Genomic DNA, 24,475 nt, shown 5'->3' with positions numbered 1-24,475 from the left:
CCGGGGCTTTAATGCCAATCTAGAACGGGTATTAAGATAACAGGGACAAGAATGGCAGATCCTTATTCCATATTAGGTGTGTCCAAGGGCGCGGACGACAAGGCGATTAAGGTCGCCTATCGCAAGCTGGCGAAGGAATTGCACCCCGACAAGAACAAGGACAATCCCAAAGCGTCGGACCGGTTCAGCGAAGTGACGCAGGCCTATGATCTATTGTCCGACGCCAAAAAACGCGGTCAATATGATCGCGGGGAGATTGACGAAAACGGGCAGCCGCGCTTTGCGGGCAATCCTTTTGGCGGCGGCGGTGGCGGCTATAGCCAAGGTGGCCCAGCAGGTGGCAATTTCGACTTTGGCAGTGGCGGCATTGACTTGGGCGACATCTTTGATGGCCTGTTTGGCGGCGGGGCCGGTGCACGTCCCGGCGCTGGACCCGGCCCACGTCCGCAGCACGCACCGCCGCCCAAGGGCGCGAATATCGCCTATGCGCATCTGGTGTCATTCACGGACGCCGCGACGCTTGCGCCACAACGCATCACACTGGGCGATGGCAAGACGGTGGAATTCAAACTGCCCGCTGGCATCGTTGCGGGACAGCAAATCCGTATTCCTGGCAAGGGACAGCCCGGCCCCGGCGGCCATGGCGACGCGATAGTAACGTTGAAAATTGGCAGGCATCCGCATTTGGTGCGCGATGGTGACAATATCCGCATTGATCTGCCGATTTCACTGAAAGAGGCGGTGGCAGGCGGTAAGGTCAAAGTGCCGACGGTTGATGGCGCCGTGATGTTGACCGTACCGCCGCGCACCAATTCTGGCGCTGTCCTGCGGATCAAGGGGCGCGGCTTTACCGCTAAGACCGGCGCGCGGGGCGATCAGCTTGTGGCGCTCATGATATATTTGCCGACAGACCCGGCGGAACTTGCGCGGATAAGTGATGTTGTTTCGGACAGCCCTGTCCGGGAGAATATGGGTGTCTGAAATTTCGCCTCTGTCACCGGAGGCGCGGGCGCATCTTCCGGCGACAACGCATGCCGAGATAAGCGAAGCCACATGGTTTGCGCGGCTTGGCCTTCCGGGGCAGGTTATGGAAGTGACTAAGCGCGTTGGCATGGGCGTGTATAGTGACGGCTTCATTCATGCCGGCAATTTTGCCTATCTGTCCTTGCTGTCCTTATTCGCCTTTTGCGTCGTGGCCGCTGCGATCGCGGGGGGTTTTGGCCAAACCGAGTCTGGCCTTGCGTTAATCGACGCATTTTTTAAAACTGTGCCGCCCAGCGTCGCCAACGCCCTTCACGAACCCATTCAGTCGGCCATGACCGCGCGTTCGGGCCCCTTATTGTGGCTCAGCGCTGGGGTCAGCTTGTGGACGGCGGCCAGTCTTATCGAAACCTTTCGCGACGTTTTGCATCGCGCTTATGGCGCAACGCCCAGCCGCGCGTTTTGGCATTACCGTTTGGGCTCGCTGGGTGCGATTATCGCTTCGGTTGTTCTGGCGATGGTCGCGTTTTCCGCGCAGGTGATGGTCACTGCGGCGGAAGATTTGGTCTATCGCTACATCCCCACGGCGCAGACGGTGGCGAGCTATTTTGCCTGGGGTCGTATCATTCCTTTTATCGTTTTATGTGCGGCGATTTACGTCATTTTCGCAGGCCTCACACCGTCTAAATATCGCTCTGCCGATTTTCCAAAATGGCCTGGGGCCGCCTTTGTAAGCATTTGGTGGCTGGGGCTAACCGCGTTGCTGCCCATGTTCCTATCCAGTGTGAGCAATTATGATCTGGCGTATGGCAGCCTAGCAGGGGTGATGCTGGCGCTGATTTTCTTTTACTTGATCGGCCTTGGCTTGGTAACAGGGGCGCAGTTGAACGCGGCGCTGGCCAACGCCCATGAAAATGGACTAAGGCAAGCCAAAGCAAATTTAGCTGATGAATGAGGATATTATGACCGGATTGATGGCTGGTAAACGCGGGCTGATTATGGGGCTTGCCAATGACAAGTCGCTCGCATGGGGTATCGCAAAGCGTTTGCATGCCGAAGGTGCCGAACTGGCCTTCAGCTATCAAGGCGAAGTGATGGAAAAACGGGTGCGGCCATTGGCGACGCAGCTTGGTTGCGATTTCCTGATCGACTGCGATGTCGCCGATATGGCCAATCTCGACCGCGCGTTTGAAACGCTGGCGGACAAATGGCCAACTATCGACTTTGTCGTTCATGCCATTGGTTTCACCAATAAAGAGGCGTTGCGCGGCAAATATTTTGAGGTCGGTTTGGAAGACTTCCTGATGACCATGAACATCAGCGTTTACAGCTTTACCGCTGTCGCCAAGCGTGCCGCTGCGTTGATGAAGCCGCTCGATCCCGAAACGGGCGAAGGCGGCGGGTCGTTGCTGACATTGAGCTATTATGGCGCGGAAAAGGTTATGCCGCATTATAATGTCATGGGCGTGGCAAAGGCTGCGCTGGAAACGTCGGTTAAATATCTGGCCAATGACGTGGGGCCGCAGGGCATTCGCGTGAACGCCATTTCGGCTGGCCCCATCAAGACGCTGGCCGCGTCGGGCATTGGCGATTTCCGCTATATATTGAAATGGAATGAGCTGAACACGCCGCTGCGCCGTAATGTCACGATTGATGATGTCGGTTCCTCGGCGCTGTATTTCCTGTCCGATCTTGCCGCAGGGGTAACGGGCGAAATCCACCATGTTGACGCAGGCTATCACACCGTCGGCATGAAACAGGAGGATGCTCCTGATATTGCTATCTCCTAATGTTTGAGGGGCATAGCGACGCGTTGGTTCTTCTTCTGGCAGGCTGTGCCATGCTGGTTGGCGTCCACGGCTATTTGCACGCGCGTCGCTATTGGGAGGGTTTGCCGCCTTTGTTGGACGCCTTTGTCTCGATGGCAGGTTTTTTAGTCATCATTGGCGCGTTTGTATGGGCCGGTCGTATTGGCATGATATACGGTTATCCCAACGCCGCCCGTGTGCTGGGTGTCGCAATCGCACTCATCATTTTCCGTGCAATCCGGACTTGGTTGGGCAAGGAGCAAGTCCGCTATCGTTCGGGCAATGGGCAGAAAACGGAAACAATAAATGAGCTTTAATACCTTTGGCCGCGTCTTTCGTTTTTCGACTTGGGGCGAATCGCATGGTCCGGCGCTGGGCGCGTTGGTCGATGGCTGTCCTCCGGGCCTTGCTTTGTCTGAGGCGGATATTCAGCCATTTCTGGACCAAAGGCGTCCCGGCACGTCGCGCTTCACGACGCAGCGGCAGGAACCCGATGCGGTGCGGATATTGTCCGGCGTATTTGAAGGCCGGACGACAGGCACGCCAATTTCATTGATGATCGAAAATGTCGACCAACGGTCGAAGGATTATACCGACGTCGCCAAGGCTTATCGTCCCGGCCATGCCGATTATAGCTATGACGCCAAATATGGCTTTCGCGACTATCGCGGCGGTGGCCGGTCGAGCGCCCGTGAAACTGCGGCGCGGGTTGCGGCGGGTGCAGTGGCGCGCGCCGTCATTCCTGATGTGGGCATCATGGCCTATGTCGCCGAAATCGGGGGCGATGCGATTAATCGCGACAATTTCGAAGCATCACAAATTGATAAAAACCCGTTTTTCTGCCCTGATGAAGCGGCGGCGGGTCGCTGGGAAAAATTGGTGGATGAAGCGCGCAAGGCTGGTTCCTCGCTCGGCGCGGTCATCGAATGCGTGGCCACGGGCGTTCCCCCGGGTTGGGGCGCGCCGCTTTACGCAAAACTCGACAGCGAGCTTGCGTCGGCGATGATGAGCATCAACGCCGTCAAAGGCGTGGAGATTGGCGCAGGCTTTGGCGCAGCACGGTTGCGCGGTGAGGAAAATGCCGACCGGATGCGGCCAGCCAGCGCAGGATCAAACCACCCTGAATTTCTGGCGAATAATGCAGGCGGCATCGCGGGCGGCATTTCAACGGGGCAACCGATATTGGTGCGCGTCGCGTTCAAGCCAACGTCATCCATTCTTACGCCCGTTGAAACTGTCACACGCGACGGGGACGCCACCGACATCGTCACCAAGGGCCGCCATGACCCTTGCGTGGGCATCAGAGGCACGCCCGTTGTCGCGGCAATGATGGCGTTGGTGCTAGCGGATCAAAAGCTGCTGCACCGCGCGCAATGCGGTTAGAGGTGGATTAGGTAAAAGCGCGTTCGCTTAAACCATCGTCGTCCCGAACTACTTTCGGGATAACACTCCCCAACAGAATCGTCATCCCGAACTTGTTTCGGGATAACAAGCCGCGTCGCACGTTATCCCGAAACAAGTTCGGGATGACGAACGCGTAGTTCGGGATGACGAACGCGTGGTTTAACGTAATCCGTTCTAAGCAACCGCGCGCTCAATCCGTTCTAAGTAAAAACACTCTCAATGCGCTCTATCGTCCACGGCTCTTGCGCTGCGGCGGCATACCAATGTTCCATCCACGGATGCGCCATGATCGCGTCGGCATAGGCTTGGGCGAAACCCGGTAAGGGGAAGCCATAGGTCACAAAGCGCGTAACCACCGGCGCGAGCATGATATCCGCCGCGCTGAAGGTGCCGAACAAATATGGCCCGTCCTTGCCAAAGCGCGAACGTGCCTCTGCCCAGTTTTGCAAGATGCGGATCGCGTCGGCCTGGGTTTCTTCGGATAAGCTTATGTCGGTAACCGTCCTGCGCGTGTTCATCGGGCATTCGCGGCGTAAGGACATGTAACCCGAATGCATTTCGGCAGCCATCGACCGCGCCATGCCGCGCGCGACTGCGTCCTTGGGCCAATAACGGTCACGCCCAACCTTATCGGCGAGATAATCGATGATCGCAAGGCTGTCCCAGACCACCGCCTCTCCATCCCACAAGATCGGCACCTTGCCCGACGATGGCGCAAGGTCTGCCGCGCGTTTGCGTTCGTCCCAGTTCTGGTCAAATAAAGGAACAATGACTTCTTCAAAATGCAGGCCGGATTGTTTCGCCGCGAGCCAGCCGCGCAGCGACCAGCTTGAATAGGCTTTGTTTCCAATGATCAGTTTCAGGCTCATATGACCTTACATCGCCGCTGTTTGCTTTTCTGTCGAGGGGGCAGAAAAGCAAAATTTACACATTTTTTACGAGGCCACGGCTTCCAACACGGCAGTCCGCAGCTCTTCAATTCCGCCGCGCTTTTCGGCGGAGGTCACCGATAGGTCAGGATAAGCCGCAACATGCTTACGCAGCTTTGCCATAGTGTCGGTTTCAACTGCGGCCAAGTCGCTGGCCTTGATCTTGTCGGTCTTGGTCAGCACGATGCGGTAACTGATGGCTGCGCTATCGAGCATCGACATGATGTCATGATCAACCTCTTTAATGCCGTGGCGACTGTCGATCAGGACGAACACACGTTTCAACACCACGCGGCCACGCAAATAATCGTTAATCAGATAACGCCATTGCTGCACGGTCTTGATCGGTGCTTTGGCATAACCATAGCCTGGCATATCGACGATCCGAAATACCGCAGGGTCGCCCACATCGAAAAAGTTCAATTCCTGTGTGCGGCCCGGCGTATTTGACGCGCGCGCCAAATTGTTGCGGTTGACGAGCGCGTTGATCAGGCTCGATTTGCCGACATTCGACCGGCCCGCAAACGCGATTTCTGGCACCGTTGGTTCGGGCAGAAATTCAAGCTTCGGCGCGGATTTCAGGAAGCTTATGGGCCCTGAAAAGATTTTAACATGGTCCATTATTGGTCACTAATTCCAAAATCGTTATCCTGAACTTGGTTCAGGATAACAGGCGACGGCCCCATGTTATCCCGAAACAAGTTCGGGATGACGATGGGTTTAATTCGGGATGACGAACAGATTATGTGTCACGCCTTTGCATTTTATGTGTCACGCCTTGGCATTCGCTTTCGCCTGCGCCTTTTCTTGGGCTTCACGGGCCATTTGCTCGCGCAAAATGGGGTGGCGCGAATATAGCCATTTTTGCTGTGCAATCGACACGATGTTGGACATCACCCAATAGAGCTGAAGACCCGCGGCAAATGGCGCCATGATGAACATCAAGAACCATGGCATGACCGCAAAGACCTGCTTTTGGATTTCGTCCATCGGCTGCGGATTGAGCCGTTGCATCAGCCACATCGTCACGCCCAACAAGATCGGCAAGATGCCAATCGCGATGAAAGAGGGCGGATCGAACGGCAACAATCCAAACAGGTTGATCGGCGTCAACGGGTCGGGCGCGGACAAATCTTTCAGCCATAAGACAAAGGGCTGATGACGCATTTCAATCGACAGCAAGAGAATCTTATACAGCGCGAAGAAGATTGGAATTTGTAGCAAGATCGGCAGGCAGCCCGCGAGCGGATTTACCTTTTCTTCCTTGTACAAAGACATCATTTCCTGCTGCAGACGCGGCTTGTCGTCTTTCCAGCGTTCCTGCAGCGCCTTTAGCTTTGGCTGCACCGCACGCATTTGCGCCATCGACGCAAATTGCTTTTGCGCGACCGGATACATGATCAGACGGACAATGACGGTCAGACCAATAATCGCAACGCCGAAGTTGCCGAATACGCCAAACAGCCAATGGAGGATCCAGAAGAACGGAATGGCGATGAACCAGAACCAACCCCAGTCAATGGCATAGTCCAAATAGGGAATGCCCAAATCTTGCGAATACGCGTTGAGGACAGCCATTTCCTTGGCGCCTGCAAACAGACGAGAGCTGCTGTCATATGTGGCCCCTGCGGCGACATTATTATAACGCGTTGGGATAACCTGCGCCTGATAGACGTCCCCGCTCGCGCGGAACTTGGCCGAGACAGGCGTTTTTTGATCGGGAATCAGCGCGCCGAGCCAATATTTATCGGTAAAGCCCAGCCAGCCGCCCGTGCTGGTGAACGCAGCCTCGCCTTTGTTTTCGACCACATCGACATAGCCCCAATCATAATTGGGCTTGTCATCAAAAACGCCCATGGGGCCGATGTGGATGTGCGTGAATATTGAGCCACCGGACGTTGCGTCGGCGGGCTTACCGGTGCGGCTAAGCAACGCGAAGTTAGCGACTTCAACGGCAGTTGTGCCATTATTAACGAATCGCTGCTTTGATGTGATCATGAAATTGTCGTCAATCGACAATGCGATTTCAAACGTCTGACTTTGGGCATTGGTCCAGCTTAAGGTCACAGGCGTGGACGGCGTCAGCTTATTGCTGCTGGGCGTCCACACGGTCTTGTCATCTGGCGCTGTGATGCCCGTGCCAGCCCAACCAAAGCGGGCGAAATAGGCGTTTTTGGTTCCAGATGGCGCAAAAAGGCGAACCGGCGCCGAATCCTTGGCCAACTCCGTACGGTGGGTGAGCAACACGAGGTCGTCGATTTTCGCGCCCTCAAGATTGATTGAGCCTTTCAGCTTTGGCGTTTCGACCATGATGCGGGCCGAAGATTTCAGCGCAGTGCTGAGTGGAATGGCCTGAACCGCAGCGGGGGCCGCTTCGACAGACACGTCAGACGTCGCCGCGCCTGCGGGGTTGGCGACGGATGCTGCTGTGCTGGCAACTGGAGGAGGCGTGGGGAAGAAATAGCTGGCGACATAGGGCCAGCCGAACAGGATGAGGCCCGTCAGCAATACTGCAAATATCAGGTTGCGTTTATCGTCCACGTCTAAAATTCCCCGTTAATCCGTAAATGAAGCGTCATGGCACGGGATCATATCCGTGCCCACCCCAAGGTTGGCAGCGCAATAGCCGTTTGATGGCCAGCCAGCCACCCTTAATTGCGCCATATTTTTGCAGCGCATGAATCGCATAAGCCGAACAGCTTGGGCTATATCTGCATGTCGGCGGCAAAATGCGCGATGGCCCGATCTGCCACGCCCGTGCGACAAGGATGAAGATGCGCGCGATCATGTCGACCGAAGCCCTGAGCCTGTCGAAGGGCGCTTATCGTCTGGGCGTGCTTCGACAGGCTCAGCACTGCGGTTTTGACATAACTTCCCCAGCGCCTTGACCATGTCGCTGCGCAATGCGTCAAAGTCTCGCGCGATCCCGCTGTCGCGGCCAATCAGGATATGATCCGCGCCTGCCTTGCCTTTGTCCGCCAGCATTTCCTGCGCCAAGGCGCGAAAGCGGCGACGCATGCGGTTGCGGACGACGGCGTTGCCGACTTTCTTGGTGATGGTGATGCCCAGCCGAATCTCGGCGGTTTCGTCCTGCCTGTCCTTCACAAGCAAAACAAAACCGGGAGTTGCATATCGCTTCCCCCGGTTAGCGGCCAAGAAATCTGGCCTTTTTTTGATGACGCTATAACCGCGCATGTCGCGGTCCGCCTGCTCGCTTATTAAGCCGACAGCTTCTTGCGGCCGCGTGCGCGACGTGCGTTCAGGATGTTGCGGCCTGCAGCGGTTGACATACGGAGACGAAAACCGTGGCGACGGGCACGCACGAGATTGCTCGGCTGAAAAGTGCGCTTCATGACTATAATCCTTAAATTTTTTGCGTCTTGAAATGAAAATGGTCGCCGAATCTGCGCAGCGACCCTTTCTGTTGCAGTGGCCGATACGGTCAGGGAGGCGAAAAGTCAACATGGGTTAGGGTCAGGATTTAAGTGGTCCTGACCCTAGGGCATTTTCATGTCAACGTCGTCGCGGCGAAAGAGGTGCAGGAAATCGCCTTTGACGTCGGGAAATGGCGGGCGACCTGAGATCTTGTTGCGCCGCAGTGCCCAATTTGCCCAGCGGGCATATTCGGGATGTTGCTTTGAAAGCCGCGAATATCGTTTCTTTGCCCAACGCGAATGTTTGAGGATCACGCCGAGTCCGATGATAAACAGCAATAGTCCGCCTGGTCCCGGAAGCCAGCTGACCAGCGGCGCCGCAACGATTATCGCCCAACCCAAAATGACCATCGACCAGCGATAGGCAGGCGTATCGCTCCAATTTTTTCGTTTCGAGCGGTGCATAAGCGTCATGTGGGATGAAGGAGCGGATGTTGCAAGTTCATGTCGGCACCAAGCCGTTTTCGCAGAAATACATAATCTGTAGCTTTGTCCGTTATCGTCAGCATTTATTCATCATTTCACCGCAATAAGGCTGCAACAGCCTGTCTGATCTCTTATGATGAAAGTCTCATGACAAAAGCCCTCTCCCATTTGCACCTTATCGGCGTTGTGCCGTCTGACATCGACTTCATGGGGCATGTGAACAACGCACGTTATCTGAACTGGGTGCAAGAGGCGGTGCTGGCGCATTGGAACAAGCTTGCCCCGCCAGAAACCGCGGCGAAATATCTTTGGGTCGCGCTTAAGCATGAGATCACCTACCGCAGGCCCGCATTCCTCAATGATGAGGTGATTGCATCGGTTGTGCTTGAAAAGGTGCAAGGCGCGCGGTCATTTTACGATACGGTGATCAAGCGTGGCGAGGACGTTCTTGCCGAGGTAAAGTCGAGCTGGTGTTGCATTGATGCAAAAACACTGCGGCCTGCGCGGATTGCGGCCGATGTTCAGGCGTATTTTTTCAGTAGGGATTGATTTGGGATTGGCCGCGCGGCGTTTTGGCTGAAGCGTTTTGCCAAAGCCGTGTCATCCTGAACTTGCTTCAGAATAACACGCTACGGCTGCTGCCCCGTCATCCTGAACTTGTTTCAGGATAACACGCTACGGCTGCCTGTTATCCTGAAACAAGTTCAGGATGACGAAGGGGGTGCGTTCAGGGTGACGATATGAAGCGTATGATGTTCATAGGTCCGCATCCGACGAAACCAGCTGTGTCGCCTCAGAAAATAGGGTCGTCTGCGCCATCGCCAATGGGCGTCACGGCATTGTGTATCCCACATTCCACCTTGTCCCAACCCTTCCAACGACCCGAACGCGGGTCTTCGCCTGGTGCAACTTTGGTGGTGCAAGGGGAGCAGCCAATCGAGGGATAGCCCAGTTCCACTAAAGGATGCGCAGGCAAAGCATGTTCGGCCATATAAGCGTCGATTTTGGCTTGGTCCCAATCGGCGAGCGGATTGATCTTCAAACGGCCATTTTCGATTTCAAAGCGGGGCAGTGCGCGGCGCGTGGATGATTGAAACGCTTTGCGCCCCGTAAACTGTGCATCAAAGCCAGCCAAAGCAGCATTTAGCGGCAGCACTTTGCGGATTTCGCAGCAACCATCAGGGTCATAGGACCAACGCAGGCCAGTTGTGTCCTTTTGCTGGAGCAAAATTGGGTCGGGGGTCAGGATGCGTAGGTCCAACAAACCGAGCTTGGACCGGAGCTCCTCCCGATAATATATCGTCTCTGGAAAATGCTTGCCCGTGTCCAAAAACAAGACCGGTATCGTCGGATCGATGCTTGCGATGAGGTGCAGCAAAACCGCGCTTTCCGCGCCGAAGCTAGAGACCACAGCCGCATCGCCCAACATATTCTCGCGCAATAAGATGGTCAGCATCTCAAATGTATCGCGGCCCCGGAACATATTATTCAGGCGAACCGCGTCGCCATCTGTATAAAACGGGGCGGAGTTGATACGATCTGCGATGCGGACCTTGCTAACCATGCCGTAGCTTCCAAATAGGCACGGCGCTATCGGCGGCCCCTTGATAGGCATGGTCATAATTGGCCAGCGCACGTGCCACCGCATCGGGGTTCAGCGAAGCTTCTGGGGCGAAGCTGTCAAAGCCGCAGCGGCGCATATATGCCATCTGGTCAACCAATACGTCGCCTTGCGCGCGCAATTCGCCTTTATATCCCGCCTCGCGCAATATGCGTGCGGGGCTATAGCCCCTGCCATCGCGAAATTTGGGGAAGGCCACTTCGATCAATGTCAGCCGGTCAAGGAAAGGGATTAAAGCCCGTGCATCATCGTCGGGTTCCAACCGGACAGCGGTCGCGTTGGACTGGTCCAGAAACGCATCTAGCGTGACCGAGGGCTGTTCGGTGACCTCATCGGTGCGATAACGAAACTCAACCATAAATCGCCTCCTTAAAGGGTTCGAGGCCGACACGGCGATAGGTGTCGACGAAACGTTCATCGCCCTCCCGCAATGCTTTGTAGACCTCTGTCGCCTTTTCCACCGCGTCGACAACGCCGTCTTCGTCAAAGCCGGGGCCAATGATTTTCCCGATGCTGACGTCTTCCGCGCCAGAACCGCCAAAGGTCAGTTGGTAATTTTCCACGCCTTTTTTATCGACGCCCAATATGCCGATATGCCCTGCGTGATGATGTCCGCAGGCGTTGATGCAGCCGGAAATTTTAAGCTTCAACTCGCCCAAATCGCGCTGCCGGTCCATGTCGGCAAAACGTGTCGCAATTTTCTGCGCGACAGGGATCGAACGGGCATTGGCAAGGCTGCAATAATCAAGGCCGGGGCAGGCGATGATATCGCTGATCAGGTCAAGATTGGCGTCGGCCAGCTCGGCATCACGCAAGCCCTGCCACACGGCATAAAGGTCGCGCTTTGCCACATAAGGCAGAACGATATTCTGTGCATGGGTGACGCGCAATTCGTCAAAGCTATATTTTTCCGCGAGGTCAGCCATAACATCAATTTGCGCGGATGTCGCATCGCCCGGAATGCCGCCAATAGGCTTCAGGCTGATGTTGACGATGGCATAGCCCGCTTGCTTGTGCGGCTTTACATTTTGGTCAAGCCACAGGGCAAAATCGGGATCATTGCGGTCCGGTTCTACATTTGCAGCATCATAAGCCGGAGGCGCAAAAAAGGCGCTGATTCGTTCCAGCTCGGCCAAAGGCGGGTCGATCCCCAATGTTTTTACATGCGCGAATTCTTCTGCGACCTGACGACGATATGCGTCCGCGCCGATTTCATGGATCAGGATCTTGATCCGCGCCTTATAGATATTATCGCGCCGTCCGTAGCGGTTGTACACGCGCAGGCACGCCTCCAAATAGCTCAGCAGATCGTCCGCTTTCACAAAGGGATTGATTTCGGGCGCAATCATCGGCGTGCGGCCCATGCCGCCGCCGACAAAGACCCGCGCGCCCAATTCGCCATCTTGGCGGACCAGCTCAAGCCCGATGTCGTGTAAACGCATGGCTGCGCGGTCCTCGGACGAGGCAATCACCGCAATTTTGAACTTGCGGGGTAGGTAGCTGAATTCCGGATGGAAGGTGGACCATTGGCGCAGCAATTCGGCCCAAGGGCGCGGGTCCGTGACTTCGTCAGCCGCAGCGCCCGCATATTGGTCAGACGAAATGTTGCGGATGCAATTGCCGCTCGTTTGAATGGCATGCATTTCGACCGTGGCCAGCTCTTCTAGGATATCGGCACAATCTTCCAGCTTGATCCAATTATACTGAATATTCTGGCGCGTGGTGAAATGGCCATAATCGCGGTCATATTTGCGCGCGATATGCGCCAGCATCCGCATTTGCCGTGAATCGAGCGTGCCATAAGGAATGGCAACGCGCAGCATATAGGCGTGTAATTGGAGATAAAGGCCGTTCATCAATCGCAGAGGTTTGAACTGATCCTCGGTGATCTCACCTGCGATGCGGCGGTTTATCTGGTCACGAAATTCGGCGACGCGCGCGTCCACCATCGCTTGGTCATAATTGTCATATTTATACATATCAGATTATCCAGTCACCGGCCGCAGGGTCGGCAGGCTTGAGTGTGAGGTCGGTGCGCACGGTTGGTCCCAGCGCGCGGATGCGGTCCTTAATATGCGCAGGGCGCGGGCCGCCTTTGGTTGGCAGCGCGTCAATGATATAAGGTGCGTTAACACGGCGTGCGCCTTCCTCGGCGTGGAGTATCGCCTCACCATGTTCGCCAACATCGGCGGCATCTTCGACATGGATGGACCAACCATTGCCCGTCCACCAGGTCACGGCGCCAGAAACCAAATCATTTCCCGTCAGTAATTTCACGCAATTTTCTCCGCCTGCTTGGCAAAATGGAACAACCGGTCTTCGGCATCGGATTTCAGGACGACATCGCCGACAATGATGATGGCGGGCGACATAACGCCTTCGCGCGCGATCATGTCGCCAAGGTCGGTTAATATGGTGCGCATGGCGCGGGCATCGGGCCGGGTCGCGCGCTCCAACACTGCGACCGGTGTATCGGGTGATAGGCCATCGCAGATAAGCTTTTCGGTAATGTCCGCCGCCGTCGCAATGCCCATATAAATGACCAATGTGCGGCCTTTGCCCGCAAGGCCCGCCCAATTCTGATCGGTCAGGCCCTTGCACTGGCCAGCGACGAAGGTCACGGCGCTTGCGGCATCGCGGTGGGTCAACGGCAACATTGTCGCTGCTGCACCGCCCATCGCGGCAGAGATGCCAGGAACAACTTCCACATCGATGCCAGCGTCGCGGCAGGCTTCCGCCTCTTCGCCGCCGCGTCCGAAAATGAATGGATCGCCGCCTTTCAAACGCACGACCATATGGCCCGCTTGTGCCTCACGCACGAGGATATCGTTGATGCCGTCTTGCGGCACTGAATGGCGTGAGCGGCTTTTGGCGACGGAAATGAGCCGTGCGGCGGGATTGATGAGCGCCATAATCGCGTCATCGACGAGGCCGTCATGCACCACAATATCCGCGGTCGAAATCAACCGCACGGCCTTCACCGTCAGCAGTTCGGGGTCGCCGGGGCCAGCGCCCACCAAATATACGCGTGCTTTTTCCATCTTGCTGAGATGGACAATATCGTCGCCAGCATCAAATCAGGATAAGTTGGCCAAGGCTTAGAAGAACTTTAGCCGGTCGTTTTGTCCCTAAATTACAAGCGAAATATGGGCTTGTCCCATCTCCCGAATATCACAAATTTTGCGCTGTAACGCTTGCCAGTCATCCTTTTGCGATATGGCCTGCCAGATATCTTCGACTTCGTTGATCAACATCGAACAGATCGCGCCTTTTGCCCAATAATCGTGGCGATCACCGGCCACTGGCGCGTAATCGCGCAGCAAAGCGGCAAATGCCGCCTCATATTCGCCGGGGGCTTCGCCCGCATCAGCATTGCCGTGGCGATAGCGATAGAAGAATTGATCGATTGCAATTTTTTCGCGCGACATACTGCGTTCTGCGGCTTCAACCAATTGCCGGTCCAATGCCTCTCCGCGTGACGCAACGCCCAAACGCCAGAGAAAGCGCCGGATGACGGCTTGCTGATACAGAAGGGGAAAACGCTCCAGCGCCGCAATCAACGGGGGCGCATCCGATACCAAGCGCAGCGCAATCGCCAATTGCCCCAAATTCCAATGCAGCGCTTCGGCCTGTCGGCCAAAGGCGTAAAGCCCAGATTCGTCGAAATAGGCCGCCGTGAATTGCGGGTCCCAATATTCGGTGAAGCGCCACGGCCCATAATCGAAGCTTTCGCCGGTAATATTGATATTGTCGGTATTAAGGACGCCATGGACAAAGCCCGCGACCATATAGGACGCCGCAAGATCAGCGACCCGTTCGACCGCTAGCCCAAGCAATTGCGCCGCAGGATTTTCCGCCGGGGCGACATCATAAAGCTGCGTCAGGCAGTAAGTGATAAGCTGCTGCATGAATTCGGCATCACCCTCTGCGGCGACGCGTTGAAAACTGCCAATGCGAATATGGCTATGGCTCAACCGGACCATCACCGCCGACCTTGTGGGTGAGGGTTCATCACCGCGCATCAATTCTTCGCCGGTTTCAATAATCGAAAATGTTTTGGAGGTGTTGACGCCCAACGCCTCTAGCATTTCGGTCGCCAATATCTCGCGCACCCCACCTTTTAGCGTCAGGCGGCCGTCGCCACGGCGGCTATAAGGCGTGGTGCCCGATCCTTTGGTGGCAAGGTCAAGCAAGCGGCCGGCGCCATCGCGCATCTGCGCAAACAGGAAACCCCGACCATCGCCAATGTTAGGATTATAGACGCGAAACTGGTGGCCATGATAGCGCAAGGCAACTGGCTCAGGCATATTGTCGGGCAGCGGTTCGAAGCGGCCAAAATGGCGGATCCATGCAGTATCATCATAATCTGCTAGGCCGACGGTCGCCGCCCAGCGATCATTACGAAAGCGCAAGATCGTCTCCGGAAAATGTGCAGGCCGGACGACATCGCCGATTTTTGCACCAAGACTGGCGATTTGCGGATCAGGGCGGTAGGAGGAATGAGACGGTTTCATATTCATCTAACGCATCTGGACGGTGCATGGGGTAAACACAAGTATGGCGGCGGTTCGCATCCTGCATTTGCATAGCAGCTTTGATTTAGGTGATCCGCAAGCGCGCACGGTTCGCCTGATGAATCATTTTGGCGATCAGGCTGAACATACGGTTTTGTCGGCCATTCCCGATGCCTTTGGCGCGTCGCATGACTTAGATCGGCGCGTGAAGGTCAGCTTCCCCAAAGACGCAGCACCTTCGCTCAGCGGAATGCCCAGCATGGGCCGTTATCGGCGCTTGGCGGGATATATGAAGAAATTTCACCTTGTGCTCAGTTATAATTTCGGCGCGATGGATGGCGTCATGGCGCATACCTTGTTCACGCGCAGCATGAAATTGCCGCCGTTGATCCATCATGAGGACGGGTTTGAACATGATGAGGTTGATCGGCTGAAATGGCACCGTAATTGGTTCCGCACGATCGCACTGCAACGGTCTAACGCGCTTGTCGTCCCCTCCAAAACGCTCGAGCACATTGCCCGAACCGTCTGGCATCAACCGCTGGAGAAAATTGCGCGCTTTCCCAACGGCATTGATACCAAACATTATAACCGCCGCCCGCAACGCGGCTCTTTTCCCGGGTTCCAGAAACGCGATGGAGAAATTGTCGTTGGCACGATTGCTGGGCTGAATAAGGTAAAGAATTTACCGCGGTTATTGCGTGCGGTCGCAGCGGCTGGCCCGAATGTCCGGCTGGCTATTGTTGGCGAAGGGCCGGACCGTGACGTCATCCTATCAGAGGCGACGCGGCTTGGCATCGCCGACCGCGTGATGATGCCCGGCCATTTGCGAGACCCGGCCCGCTATATTCGGCTGTTCGACATTTTTGCTTTGTCGTCGGATAGCGAACAATATCCCATTTCATTGGTTGAAGCGATGACCAGCGCGCTGCCCATATTGTCCACGGATGTGGGGGATGTCCGTAACATCGTATCGCGAGAGAATCGCCCATTTATCGTTGCCCGCTCTGATGAGGATGCGCTGGCTTTGGCTATCGCGAGCCTGGCAAAGGATGCGGCACTTCGTGAAACATTGGCTGCTGCAAACCGCTTATTGGCCTGTTCTCAATATGATGAGGAGACGATGTTCGCGCGCTATCGGCAGCTTTATGGTTCTGCCATGAAACGTGCCGATTTTGCGCGACAAAGCTGAACATTTCCGATAGCGCCGACCGCTATAAGCGCCCCCCACGGTGCTTTAGACAAGAATTTTTAGGGGTGGTATTTGTGTTCAAGGGTCTCAAACCCATTATCTATGGTGGCCGTGAAGTATGGCCATTGGTCGAAGGCGGCAAGGGCGTTGCGGCGACTAATCATGCAAGCTCCGGCGCATGGGCTGCGGCTGGCGGCATCGGCACAGTATCAGCCGTAAATGCCGACAGTTACGACGAAAATGGGGACATGATCCCGCAAGTCTTTCTGGGCAAAACGCGCGCCGAACGGCACGAAGAACTTGTCGAATATGGCATTCGCGGCGGTATTGCGCAGGTGAAGCTTGCGCATGAAATCTCCAATGGACGCGGCGCCATCAATATCAACGTGCTGTGGGAAATGGGCGGTGCCCAACGCATCTTGCACGGCATCCTTGAAGCTACCAAGGGCATGGTCACGGGCGTCACCTGCGGCGCTGGCATGCCGTACAAGCTGTCCGAAATTGCGGCGCAATATGGCGTCTATTATCTTCCCATCGTCAGTTCCGCCCGCGCGTTCCGCGCTTTGTGGAAGCGTGCCTATCATAAGGTGCCTGAATGGCTTGGTGCGGTTGTCTATGAAGATCCATGGCTCGCCGGTGGCCATAACGGCCTGTCCAATGCCGAAGACCCGCGTAGCCCCGAAGACCCCTATCCCCGCGTAAAGGCACTGCGTGATGTCATGCGCGTTGAAGGCATTTCGGACGATGTGCCGATTGTCATGGCAGGCGGCGTCTGGTTCTTGCGCGACTGGAACAACTGGATTGATAACCCCGAACTGGGGCAGATTGCGTTCCAATTGGGCACACGCCCGCTGTTGACGCAAGAAAGCCCCATTCCTGCGGGTTGGAAAGACGCGCTTACGAAAATTCCGGAAGACGGCGTTTTGTTGCATCAATTTTCGCCAACGGGCTTTTATTCCAGCGCGGTCATCAATCCATTTCTTTTGGAGCTTCAGGCGCGTTCGGAACGTCAAATTTCCTTTGTGCAGGCCGCCGACGCGGAACATACCGCGCAATTGGATGTGGGCGTGAAGGGTAAGAATTTCTGGGTTACCCAAGCTGACCTAATGAAGGCACGCGAATGGGATGCCCGCGGGTTTACCGTGGCGCTGAAAACGCCGGACAATTCGCTTGTGTTCGTCACGCCATCATCGGGTGATGTTATCCGGAAAGACCAAAAGGACTGCATGGGTTGTTTGTCGCATTGCGGTTTTTCGTCGTGGAAGGACCATGACAATAACTCCACAGGCCGCCTTGCCGACCCGCGCAGCTTTTGCATTCAAAAGGCGCTGCAGAACATCGCCCATGGCGCGCCCATTGACGAAAATCTGATGTTCGCCGGACACAGCGCCTATCTGTTCGGGAAAGACCCGTTTTATTCAAACGGCTTTGTACCGACGGTGCAGCAATTGATGGACCGTATTTTAACGGGCGATTGATGTTGGTGATGTGAGGCCCAATGGGTCTCATAGCGCAGGGCTGTTTTGGAGATGACGGGCCTGTTGGCGGAATCTAATTTAGTGCGCTGTCACCGTAATTCCTGTTTCAGGAATAGCCCACTCTTTCGTCATCCTGAACTTGTTTCAGGATAACATGCGACCGTGGTTCGTTATCCTGAAACAAGTTGTGCTCTGCACGCCTACGGCCCCAGGATGACGAAAGGGTGGCGAATTACGGTGGAATTCGGACTTCGGAATTCCGGTGACAATTGCGACATCCCCGAAATAGCTTTCGCTTGTAATGTAGGATTTGGTTTGAGATTCTGTGCGCTACGTCCGCAATATTTGGGCGACCGGCTCTTTGAACCTGTTGAACCCCAGTCCGGCTTTTGGGCCCGGCAAACCAACTTCGCAAGGTTGCGGTAAGTTTACAGAAATACCGCGTTTTGCGTATAAGTTTGTAAACTTAGGGACTGCAAAAATACGCAATTACCGTGACCATTGCATCATCCCCTAAACTAACCCGCTTAGCAAAAAACGTCGTCGCACCAGCGAAGGCTGGTGCCTATCACGTGTGTCTGGCTAGATCGACAGGCGCGATAGGCCCCAGCCTGCGCTGGGGCGACGAATTACGGACGAATTACCGTGAAAATCACCTTATCCCCGTCATACGCAAACCGCGTGATGGCAGATGCACCGCCGCTGGTTTCATAGAAGGCGGCGCTTCGTTTATTGCCAGCCTTCCAAGACTTGGTCTGGCGGTCTGTGGCCGTCTGCCCACATGCGGATGTTGGTAATCACGCGTTCGCCCGAAGCTTCTCTGCCCTCAAAGGTCGCGCTGCCCAGATGGGGCAGTAATACGACATTGGGAATGTTGAACAGCCGCGAATCCACCGCTGGTTCATGCGTATATACGTCCAATCCGGCGCCCGCGATGCGGCCCGTTTCCAACGCATCAATCAACGCGTCCTCGTCGATCAGCTCACCGCGCGAGCTGTTGATGATATAAGCGTCCGCTTTCATCTGCGCGATGCGGTTGGCATTGATGATCTTGTCGGTTTCTGCGGTTAACGGGCAATGCAGGCTGATGATGTCTGACCGCGCCATGATCCGGTCAATGTCAGGTTCAAAGACGATACCCAATTCATCCTCGACACTGGCCGGCAAGCGATGGCGTTTATTGTAGAGGATGTTGAGGCCAAAGGCCTTGGCGCGCACCGCTACGGCCTCACCAATACGGCCCAGCCCGATGATGCCCAAGGTCTTGCCGCCAATTCGGTGGCCAAGCATGCCCGTTGGGCTCCAGCCACGCCATTCGCCGTTGCGCATGACTTGCTGGCCTTCGCCAAGGCGGCGGGGGACGTTGAGGATGAGGGCCATGGTGAGGTCAGCGGTATCGTCCGTAAACACCCCGGGCGTGTTCGTGACCATGATGCCCTTCGCCTTGGCAGCGGCAAGGTTGATATGGTTGACGCCTGCGCCATAGCTGGCGATGAGCTTGAGCCGCGGCGGGGCGGCCGCGATAATCTCTGCATCGATACTGTCTGTGACCGTAGGTACAAGCACGTCGCAATCGGCCATTGCGGCGACCAATGCGTCACGGCTTAATGGGGTGTCGTCGGCGTTGAAACTTGCGTCGAACAACTCCGCCATGCGTTTTTCAACCGCAGGTAGCAAGCTGCGGGTGACGCGGATGGATGGACGTTCGATGCGGCTAAGTTCTGGCATAGACTGACTAAAGCCGAATTTGCGATAAGGTCAAGACAGGATGGTTGCGCTCGCCACAACGCTTGCCGTATAAGATGCAAACGATGGTAAAGAATATGGCTCATCAGAACAAATCGATCCTGCGCTACGGCGCAGTTGCGCTTGCGCTTTTCGGGGCGGCGTCGGCCGTTGGACAGACGCAGCGCAAGCCGCCTTATTGGGCGTCTATTCAGAAGTCTGAAGCCCGCATGCGTTCAGGGCCGAGTACTGAATTTCCAGTTAGTTGGGTGTATAAAAGGCAGAATCTGCCGGTGAAAGTCGTCGCCGTCCACAGCGTCTGGCGCAAGGTCCAAGACCCCGATGGGGCGCAAGGCTGGCTGCACGTTCGGTTGCTAAGTCCCGAGCGGACCGCCATCGTTATTGGAAAAGAAAATGGCGCATTGCGGGACTTGCCGCAAGCCAACGCGCATATTTCATGGCGCGTTCAACCCGGTGTGGTCGGGGTCATTGATGAATGCGAAAAGGGTTATTGCCGTTTTGAAACCAATGGTCGGTACGGCTATATCGAAACGGCGCGTATTTGGGGCGATGAGGCGCTGTAAATAAGCGCTACAAACGCGCGAAGCTTAAGCTTCGACGCGTTCCGCCAGCACAGTCAGGCCGCCTGCATTCACTTCGGCAAAACCACCCGCGATCATCAAGCGCTCTGGCGTTGCGCCTTGCGTCTTGTAAATCTCCAGCGCCGCATCATTGCGTAGCGTGCTCATCATTGGGCTATGGCCCTCCAACACGCCGAAATCGCCCTCAGTGCCCGGAACGACGACCATATAGACGTCGTCCGAGCGATAGAGCTTCTCAGGGGTTACCAGTTCGAAGTGGAGCGGCATAATGGCTTACGCCGCTTCCGCAGCCATTTTGGCTGCCTTTGCAACCGCTTCTTCGATGCCGCCAACCATGTAGAAGGCTGCCTCTGGAAGATGGTCATATTCGCCATCCACGACTGCCTTGAATGACTTCACAGTGTCTTCGACTTGAACGAACTTGCCGGAGATGCCGGTGAAGACTTCCGCAACATGGAAAGGCTGTGACAAGAAACGCTGAATCTTACGTGCGCGGGTTACGGTCAATTTATCGTCTTCCGACAATTCGTCCATGCCCAAAATCGCGATGATGTCTTGCAGCGACTTATACTTCTGCAAAGTTTCCTGAACACGGCGTGCCGTGTCATAATGCTCTTGGCCAACAACGGCAGGTGTCAAAACGCGGCTGACCGAGTCAAGCGGGTCAACTGCTGGATAAATGCCCAGTTCCGAAATCGCACGGTTCAACGTGGTCGTTGCGTCCAAGTGAGCGAATGACGTGGCTGGTGCAGGGTCAGTCAAGTCATCTGCGGGAACGTAAATGGCCTGAACCGAGGTAATCGAACCCTTGGTGGTGGACGTAATGCGCTCCTGCAACTGACCCATGTCGGTTGCCAAAGTTGGCTGATAACCCACAGCCGAAGGAATACGGCCCAAAAGTGCGGACACTTCGGAACCCGCCTGCGTGAAGCGGAAGATGTTGTCGACGAAGAACAGAACGTCCTGGCCTTCTTCATCGCGGAAATATTCCGCCATGGTCAGGCCCGACAGCGCAACGCGTGCACGGGCGCCGGGAGGCTCGTTCATCTGGCCGAAGACCAACGCAACCTTCGAACCTTCTGGGGTTGGGTTGCCATCGGCGTCCTTAGCGATAACGCCTGCGTCGAGGAATTCGTGATAGAGATCGTTACCTTCGCGGGTACGCTCACCCACGCCAGCAAACACCGAAACGCCGCCATGGCCCTTTGCGATGTTGTTGATCAGTTCCTGAATGAGAACGGTCTTGCCAACGCCAGCGCCGCCGAACAGGCCGATCTTACCGCCCTTTGCATATGGCGCGAGCAAGTCGATAACCTTAATACCGGTGACGAGAATTTCTGCTTCGGTCGACTGGTCGGTGAACAATGGCGCTTCTGCGTGGATCGGGTTGGACTTTGCCGCGCCAACAGGGCCACGTTCGTCAATTGGCTCACCAATCACGTTCATGATGCGGCCAAGGGTCATCGGGCCAACTGGAACCGAAATCTGCGCGCCGGTGTCACGCACTGGCTGACCACGGGTAAGACCTTCGGTCGCGTCCATGGCGATGGTGCGAACGGTGTTTTCGCCCAAATGCTGCGCAACTTCGAGGACCAAGCGGTTGCCATTATTGTCGGTTTCAAGTGCCGACAAAATCGATGGCAATTGGCCAGTGAAGGTGACGTCGACAACAGCGCCGATGACTTGGCTGATACGGCCAGTTGCGCCAGCGACGTTAATCACGGTTTGGCCTGCACCTGCCTTTGGAGCGGGAGCCTTGGTTGCAGGCGCTTTCGCCTTAGGGGCAGCAGCAGCCTTCGAAGCGGCGGTCTTTTTAGGGGCGGTAGCCATGTGTTTCTTCCTTGCCTTTGGATGTCGTTAGAGCGCTTCGGCGCCCGCAATAATTTCGATGAGTTCAGTCGTAATCGCCGCCTGACGCGTGCGGTTATATTGAATGGTCAGCTTGTTGATCATGTCGCCCGCGTTGCGCGTTGCGTTGTCCATGGCCGTCATTTTCGAACCTTGCTCCGACGCCGCATTTTCGCGGTTTGCGCGCAGCAGCTGCACGGCCACATTGCGCGGCAGCAATTCGGCGAGAATTTCTTCTTCGTCGGGTTCATATTCGACTGTAGCCGACAGGCCAACCATGTCACCTTCATCAGCGGTCACTGCAACGGGCATCAGCTGAATCTGGGTTGGTGTTTGTGTCAGCACATTTTCAAATTTGCTGAAGAATAAATGTGCGACGTCAAATTCATCCGCTTCAAACCGCGCGGTCAAATCTTCGCCCCAATTTTGCACATCGGCAAAGGTCAGCTTGCCCAGATCGCCAGGTTCAATGCTGTGGATGATATCACCACGGAAAGTGCGGCTCAGCTGATCGCGGCCCTTTTTCCCGATGGTGTAGAATTTGACGGTCTTGCCTTCGGCCTTCAATGCTTCGGCCTGACGGCGGGCGAGGCGGACGATATTGGTGTTGAACGCACCGGCAAGGCCCTTGTCGCTGGTCGCGACAACGAACAAATGCACGTCATTCTTGCCGCTACCTGCAAGCAGCTTTGGCGATTGCGGGCCAACCGAAACCTTGGACGCGATGCTTGACACCACTGCCTCAAGCCGCTCGGCATAAGGGCGCGATGCTTCGGCTGCTTCGGTTGCCCGACGCAGCTTTGCAGCGGCGACCATTTTCATCGCCTTGGTGATCTTCTGGGTCGACTTGACCGAGTTGATCCGCATTTTGAGGGCCTTAAGAGACGCCATCTATTCTTCCCTTTACCGTCACTCTGAACTTGTTTCAGAGTCTTTATTAAGATGCTGAAACAAGTTCAGCATGACGGGTGATTGTTAAGCAAAATTCTTCGTGAACGTGTCGAGTGCGGCCATCAGCGCTTTCTTGCTGTCGTCGCTGAAGTCGCGGCTGTCGCGAATGGTCTTCAGAACGCCCGCATGATTGGCGCGCAAGTCGGCAAGCATCGATTCTTCGTAGCGGGTCACGTCGGAGACAGGAATGCCATCGAGATAACCGTTGGTGCCTGCAAAGATCGACGCGGTTTGCTCTTCGAAAGGAAGCGGCGAGAATTGCTTCTGCTTCAACAATTCGGTCAAGCGTGCACCACGGTTCAAAAGCTTCTGCGTTGAGGCATCAAGGTCTGAACCGAACTGCGCGAAGGCAGCCATTTCACGATATTGTGCCAGCTCAAGCTTAATCGAGCCCGAAACCTTCTTCATCGCCTTTGTCTGTGCCGCCGAACCCACGCGGCTAACCGACAGACCGACGTTAATTGCAGGGCGGATACCCTGGAAGAACAGGTCGGTTTCCAAGAAAATCTGCCCATCGGTGATCGAAATCACGTTGGTTGGAATATAGGCCGAAACGTCGCCAGCCTGTGTTTCAATGATCGGCAATGCCGTCAATGAACCACCGCCATTGGCGTCGGACATCTTGGCGGCGCGCTCCAACAAGCGGCTGTGCAGATAGAAAACGTCGCCGGGATAGGCTTCGCGGCCTGGAGGACGACGCAAGAGCAAGGACATTTGGCGATAGGCCACAGCTTGCTTCGACAAATCGTCATAGACGATGACAGCGTGCATGCCGTTGTCGCGGAAAAATTCACCCATCGCAACGCCGGTGTAAGGCGCGAGATACTGAAGCGGTGCAGGCTCGGAAGCCGTTGCAGCGACGACGATGGAATATTCCATCGCGCCTTGTTCTTCCAATGCGCGGACGATTTGCGCAACGGTTGAACGCTTCTGACCCACGGCGACGTAGATGCAATATAGCTTCTTCGATTCGTCGGTGCCCTTGTTCACTTCCTTCTGGTTGATGAAGGTGTCGATGGCGACAGCGGTCTTACCCGTCTGACGGTCGCCAATGATCAATTCGCGCTGGCCACGGCCAACGGGAACAAGTGCGTCGAGCGCCTTAAGGCCAGTTTGCACAGGTTCCGAAACCGATTGGCGCGGGATGATGCCCGGTGCCTTGACTTCAACGCGGCTGCGCTGTGTGGTCTTCAACGGGCCCTTGCCATCAATGGGGTTGCCAAGGCCGTCAACAACGCGACCAAGCAATTCCTTGCCGACAGGAACGTCCACAATCGTGCCGGTACGCTTTACAACGTCGCCTTCACGGATTTCGCTGTCGGAACCGAAGATAACAACACCGACATTGTCCGCTTCCAAGTTCAGCGCCATGCCCTGAATACCATTGGCGAATTCGACCATTTCACCCGCCTGCACATTGTCGAGGCCGTGAATACGGGCGATGCCGTCACCAACTGACAATACGCTGCCGACTTCCGAAACCTGAGCTTCGGTGCCGAAATTGGCGATCTGGTCCTTAATGACCTTGGAAATTTCTGCGGCGCGGATATCCATGTTGCTAC

At 55.7% G+C, this 24,475-nt stretch carries 27 protein-coding genes; 9 read left to right on the top strand and 18 right to left on the bottom strand.

Annotation, left to right across the window (positions count from 1 at the left end):
• The first annotated feature begins 51 nt into the window (after positions 1–51).
• The 5 genes from ACILP3_RS00620 to aroC are packed head-to-tail and all read left to right on the top strand — an operon-like array spanning position 52 to position 4,172.
• The gene (locus ACILP3_RS00620; protein ID WP_395614738.1) at positions 52–981 is read left to right on the top strand and encodes a DnaJ C-terminal domain-containing protein; all 930 of its coding nucleotides are present in this window, start codon (positions 52–54) and stop codon (positions 979–981) included.
• Positions 974–1,936 carry a YihY/virulence factor BrkB family protein gene (locus ACILP3_RS00615; RefSeq protein ID WP_395614737.1) on the top strand — a complete coding sequence of 321 codons (963 nt, stop codon included), beginning with the start codon at positions 974–976 and terminating at the stop codon, positions 1,934–1,936. The genes ACILP3_RS00620 and ACILP3_RS00615 overlap by 8 nt, the downstream gene beginning before the upstream one ends.
• Positions 1,937–1,943: 7 nt before the next feature.
• Positions 1,944–2,771, top strand: a complete 828-nt coding sequence (gene fabI, locus ACILP3_RS00610) for an enoyl-ACP reductase FabI (protein ID WP_395614762.1) — start codon at positions 1,944–1,946, stop codon at positions 2,769–2,771.
• Positions 2,771–3,106 carry a hypothetical protein gene (locus ACILP3_RS00605; RefSeq protein WP_395614736.1) on the top strand — a complete coding sequence of 112 codons (336 nt, stop codon included), beginning with the start codon at positions 2,771–2,773 and terminating at the stop codon, positions 3,104–3,106. Before fabI ends, ACILP3_RS00605 begins: the two co-directional genes overlap by 1 nt.
• Positions 3,096–4,172, top strand: a complete 1,077-nt coding sequence (gene aroC, locus ACILP3_RS00600; RefSeq protein WP_395614735.1) for a chorismate synthase — start codon at positions 3,096–3,098, stop codon at positions 4,170–4,172. The genes ACILP3_RS00605 and aroC overlap by 11 nt, the downstream gene beginning before the upstream one ends.
• Before the next feature lie 221 nt (positions 4,173–4,393).
• Here aroC and ACILP3_RS00595 read toward each other — a convergent pair whose 3' ends face one another.
• The 7 genes from ACILP3_RS00595 to ACILP3_RS00565 all read right to left on the bottom strand — a co-directional run bounded on the left by ACILP3_RS00595 (position 4,394) and on the right by ACILP3_RS00565 (position 8,961).
• A complete protein-coding gene (locus ACILP3_RS00595) occupies positions 4,394–5,056 on the bottom strand; it encodes a glutathione S-transferase family protein (protein WP_395614761.1) in 663 nt (220 codons plus the stop codon).
• Between the two features lie 72 nt (positions 5,057–5,128).
• On the bottom strand, positions 5,129–5,743 hold the full coding sequence (gene yihA, locus ACILP3_RS00590) for a ribosome biogenesis GTP-binding protein YihA/YsxC (RefSeq protein WP_395614734.1): 615 nt from the start codon (positions 5,741–5,743) through the stop codon (positions 5,129–5,131).
• A gap of 150 nt (positions 5,744–5,893) precedes the next feature.
• Complete coding sequence (gene yidC / locus ACILP3_RS00585; RefSeq protein WP_395614733.1) at positions 5,894–7,663, bottom strand: membrane protein insertase YidC; 1,770 nt, start codon at positions 7,661–7,663, stop codon at positions 5,894–5,896.
• Between the two features lie 34 nt (positions 7,664–7,697).
• Entirely contained in the window at positions 7,698–7,910 is a 213-nt protein-coding gene (gene yidD / locus ACILP3_RS00580; RefSeq protein WP_395614732.1) for a membrane protein insertion efficiency factor YidD, read from the bottom strand.
• Entirely contained in the window at positions 7,907–8,317 is a 411-nt protein-coding gene (rnpA, locus tag ACILP3_RS00575; protein WP_395614731.1) for a ribonuclease P protein component, read from the bottom strand. Before rnpA ends, yidD begins: the two co-directional genes overlap by 4 nt.
• A gap of 23 nt (positions 8,318–8,340) precedes the next feature.
• Positions 8,341–8,475: a 50S ribosomal protein L34 gene (gene rpmH, locus ACILP3_RS00570; protein WP_125230634.1), complete on the bottom strand. Its 135-nt coding sequence runs from the start codon at positions 8,473–8,475 to the stop codon at positions 8,341–8,343.
• A 144-nt stretch (positions 8,476–8,619) separates the two neighbouring features.
• Positions 8,620–8,961, bottom strand: coding sequence for a hypothetical protein (locus ACILP3_RS00565; RefSeq protein WP_395614730.1), 342 nt, complete (start codon positions 8,959–8,961; stop codon positions 8,620–8,622).
• Positions 8,962–9,129: 168 nt separating this feature from the next.
• Between ACILP3_RS00565 and ACILP3_RS00560 the strand changes: the two genes are divergently transcribed.
• Positions 9,130–9,531 carry an acyl-CoA thioesterase gene (locus tag ACILP3_RS00560; RefSeq protein WP_395614729.1) on the top strand — a complete coding sequence of 134 codons (402 nt, stop codon included), beginning with the start codon at positions 9,130–9,132 and terminating at the stop codon, positions 9,529–9,531.
• A gap of 244 nt (positions 9,532–9,775) precedes the next feature.
• Here ACILP3_RS00560 and ACILP3_RS00555 read toward each other — a convergent pair whose 3' ends face one another.
• The 6 genes from ACILP3_RS00555 to ACILP3_RS00530 all read right to left on the bottom strand — a co-directional run bounded on the left by ACILP3_RS00555 (position 9,776) and on the right by ACILP3_RS00530 (position 15,123).
• Positions 9,776–10,546, bottom strand: a complete 771-nt coding sequence (locus ACILP3_RS00555) for a phosphoadenylyl-sulfate reductase (protein ID WP_395614728.1) — start codon at positions 10,544–10,546, stop codon at positions 9,776–9,778.
• Complete coding sequence (locus ACILP3_RS00550) at positions 10,539–10,961, bottom strand: DUF934 domain-containing protein (protein ID WP_395614727.1); 423 nt, start codon at positions 10,959–10,961, stop codon at positions 10,539–10,541. The genes ACILP3_RS00555 and ACILP3_RS00550 overlap by 8 nt, the downstream gene beginning before the upstream one ends.
• Positions 10,954–12,582, bottom strand: coding sequence for a nitrite/sulfite reductase (locus ACILP3_RS00545; RefSeq protein WP_395614726.1), 1,629 nt, complete (start codon positions 12,580–12,582; stop codon positions 10,954–10,956). The genes ACILP3_RS00550 and ACILP3_RS00545 overlap by 8 nt, the downstream gene beginning before the upstream one ends.
• Position 12,583: 1 nt before the next feature.
• Positions 12,584–12,880, bottom strand: a complete 297-nt coding sequence (locus ACILP3_RS00540) for a DUF2849 domain-containing protein (protein WP_395614725.1) — start codon at positions 12,878–12,880, stop codon at positions 12,584–12,586.
• On the bottom strand, positions 12,877–13,644 hold the full coding sequence (cobA, locus tag ACILP3_RS00535) for a uroporphyrinogen-III C-methyltransferase (RefSeq protein WP_395614724.1): 768 nt from the start codon (positions 13,642–13,644) through the stop codon (positions 12,877–12,879). Before cobA ends, ACILP3_RS00540 begins: the two co-directional genes overlap by 4 nt.
• A gap of 87 nt (positions 13,645–13,731) precedes the next feature.
• The gene (locus ACILP3_RS00530) at positions 13,732–15,123 is read right to left on the bottom strand and encodes a protein adenylyltransferase SelO family protein (RefSeq protein WP_395614723.1); all 1,392 of its coding nucleotides are present in this window, start codon (positions 15,121–15,123) and stop codon (positions 13,732–13,734) included.
• A 37-nt stretch (positions 15,124–15,160) separates the two neighbouring features.
• Between ACILP3_RS00530 and ACILP3_RS00525 the strand changes: the two genes are divergently transcribed.
• On the top strand, positions 15,161–16,309 hold the full coding sequence (locus ACILP3_RS00525; protein WP_395614722.1) for a glycosyltransferase: 1,149 nt from the start codon (positions 15,161–15,163) through the stop codon (positions 16,307–16,309).
• 74 nt (positions 16,310–16,383) lie between these two features.
• On the top strand, positions 16,384–17,787 hold the full coding sequence (locus ACILP3_RS00520; RefSeq protein WP_395614721.1) for an NAD(P)H-dependent flavin oxidoreductase: 1,404 nt from the start codon (positions 16,384–16,386) through the stop codon (positions 17,785–17,787).
• A gap of 729 nt (positions 17,788–18,516) precedes the next feature.
• Here ACILP3_RS00520 and ACILP3_RS00515 read toward each other — a convergent pair.
• Positions 18,517–19,515: a 2-hydroxyacid dehydrogenase gene (locus ACILP3_RS00515; RefSeq protein WP_395614720.1), complete on the bottom strand. Its 999-nt coding sequence runs from the start codon at positions 19,513–19,515 to the stop codon at positions 18,517–18,519.
• Between the two features lie 95 nt (positions 19,516–19,610).
• Between ACILP3_RS00515 and ACILP3_RS00510 the strand changes: the two genes are divergently transcribed.
• Entirely contained in the window at positions 19,611–20,096 is a 486-nt protein-coding gene (locus ACILP3_RS00510; protein ID WP_395614719.1) for an SH3 domain-containing protein, read from the top strand.
• 24 nt (positions 20,097–20,120) lie between these two features.
• Here ACILP3_RS00510 and ACILP3_RS00505 read toward each other — a convergent pair whose 3' ends face one another.
• From ACILP3_RS00505 to atpA, 4 genes are all read right to left on the bottom strand, one after another.
• The gene (locus ACILP3_RS00505; RefSeq protein WP_395614718.1) at positions 20,121–20,381 is read right to left on the bottom strand and encodes an ATP synthase F1 subunit epsilon; all 261 of its coding nucleotides are present in this window, start codon (positions 20,379–20,381) and stop codon (positions 20,121–20,123) included.
• Positions 20,382–20,387: 6 nt separating this feature from the next.
• Positions 20,388–21,944, bottom strand: a complete 1,557-nt coding sequence (atpD, locus tag ACILP3_RS00500; RefSeq protein WP_395614717.1) for a F0F1 ATP synthase subunit beta — start codon at positions 21,942–21,944, stop codon at positions 20,388–20,390.
• A gap of 27 nt (positions 21,945–21,971) precedes the next feature.
• Positions 21,972–22,853 carry a F0F1 ATP synthase subunit gamma gene (locus ACILP3_RS00495; RefSeq protein WP_395614716.1) on the bottom strand — a complete coding sequence of 294 codons (882 nt, stop codon included), beginning with the start codon at positions 22,851–22,853 and terminating at the stop codon, positions 21,972–21,974.
• Between the two features lie 84 nt (positions 22,854–22,937).
• Positions 22,938–24,467 carry a F0F1 ATP synthase subunit alpha gene (atpA, locus tag ACILP3_RS00490; RefSeq protein WP_395614715.1) on the bottom strand — a complete coding sequence of 510 codons (1,530 nt, stop codon included), beginning with the start codon at positions 24,465–24,467 and terminating at the stop codon, positions 22,938–22,940.
• Positions 24,468–24,475: the final 8 nt, after the last annotated feature.

Source organism: Sphingorhabdus sp. (assembly GCF_044239665.1).
In the GTDB taxonomy this organism is placed as follows: Bacteria; Pseudomonadota; Alphaproteobacteria; order Sphingomonadales; family Sphingomonadaceae; genus Sphingorhabdus_B.
Note: the sequence above shows the minus strand (reverse complement) of the source record. Positions and strands in the feature narration are given on the sequence as shown.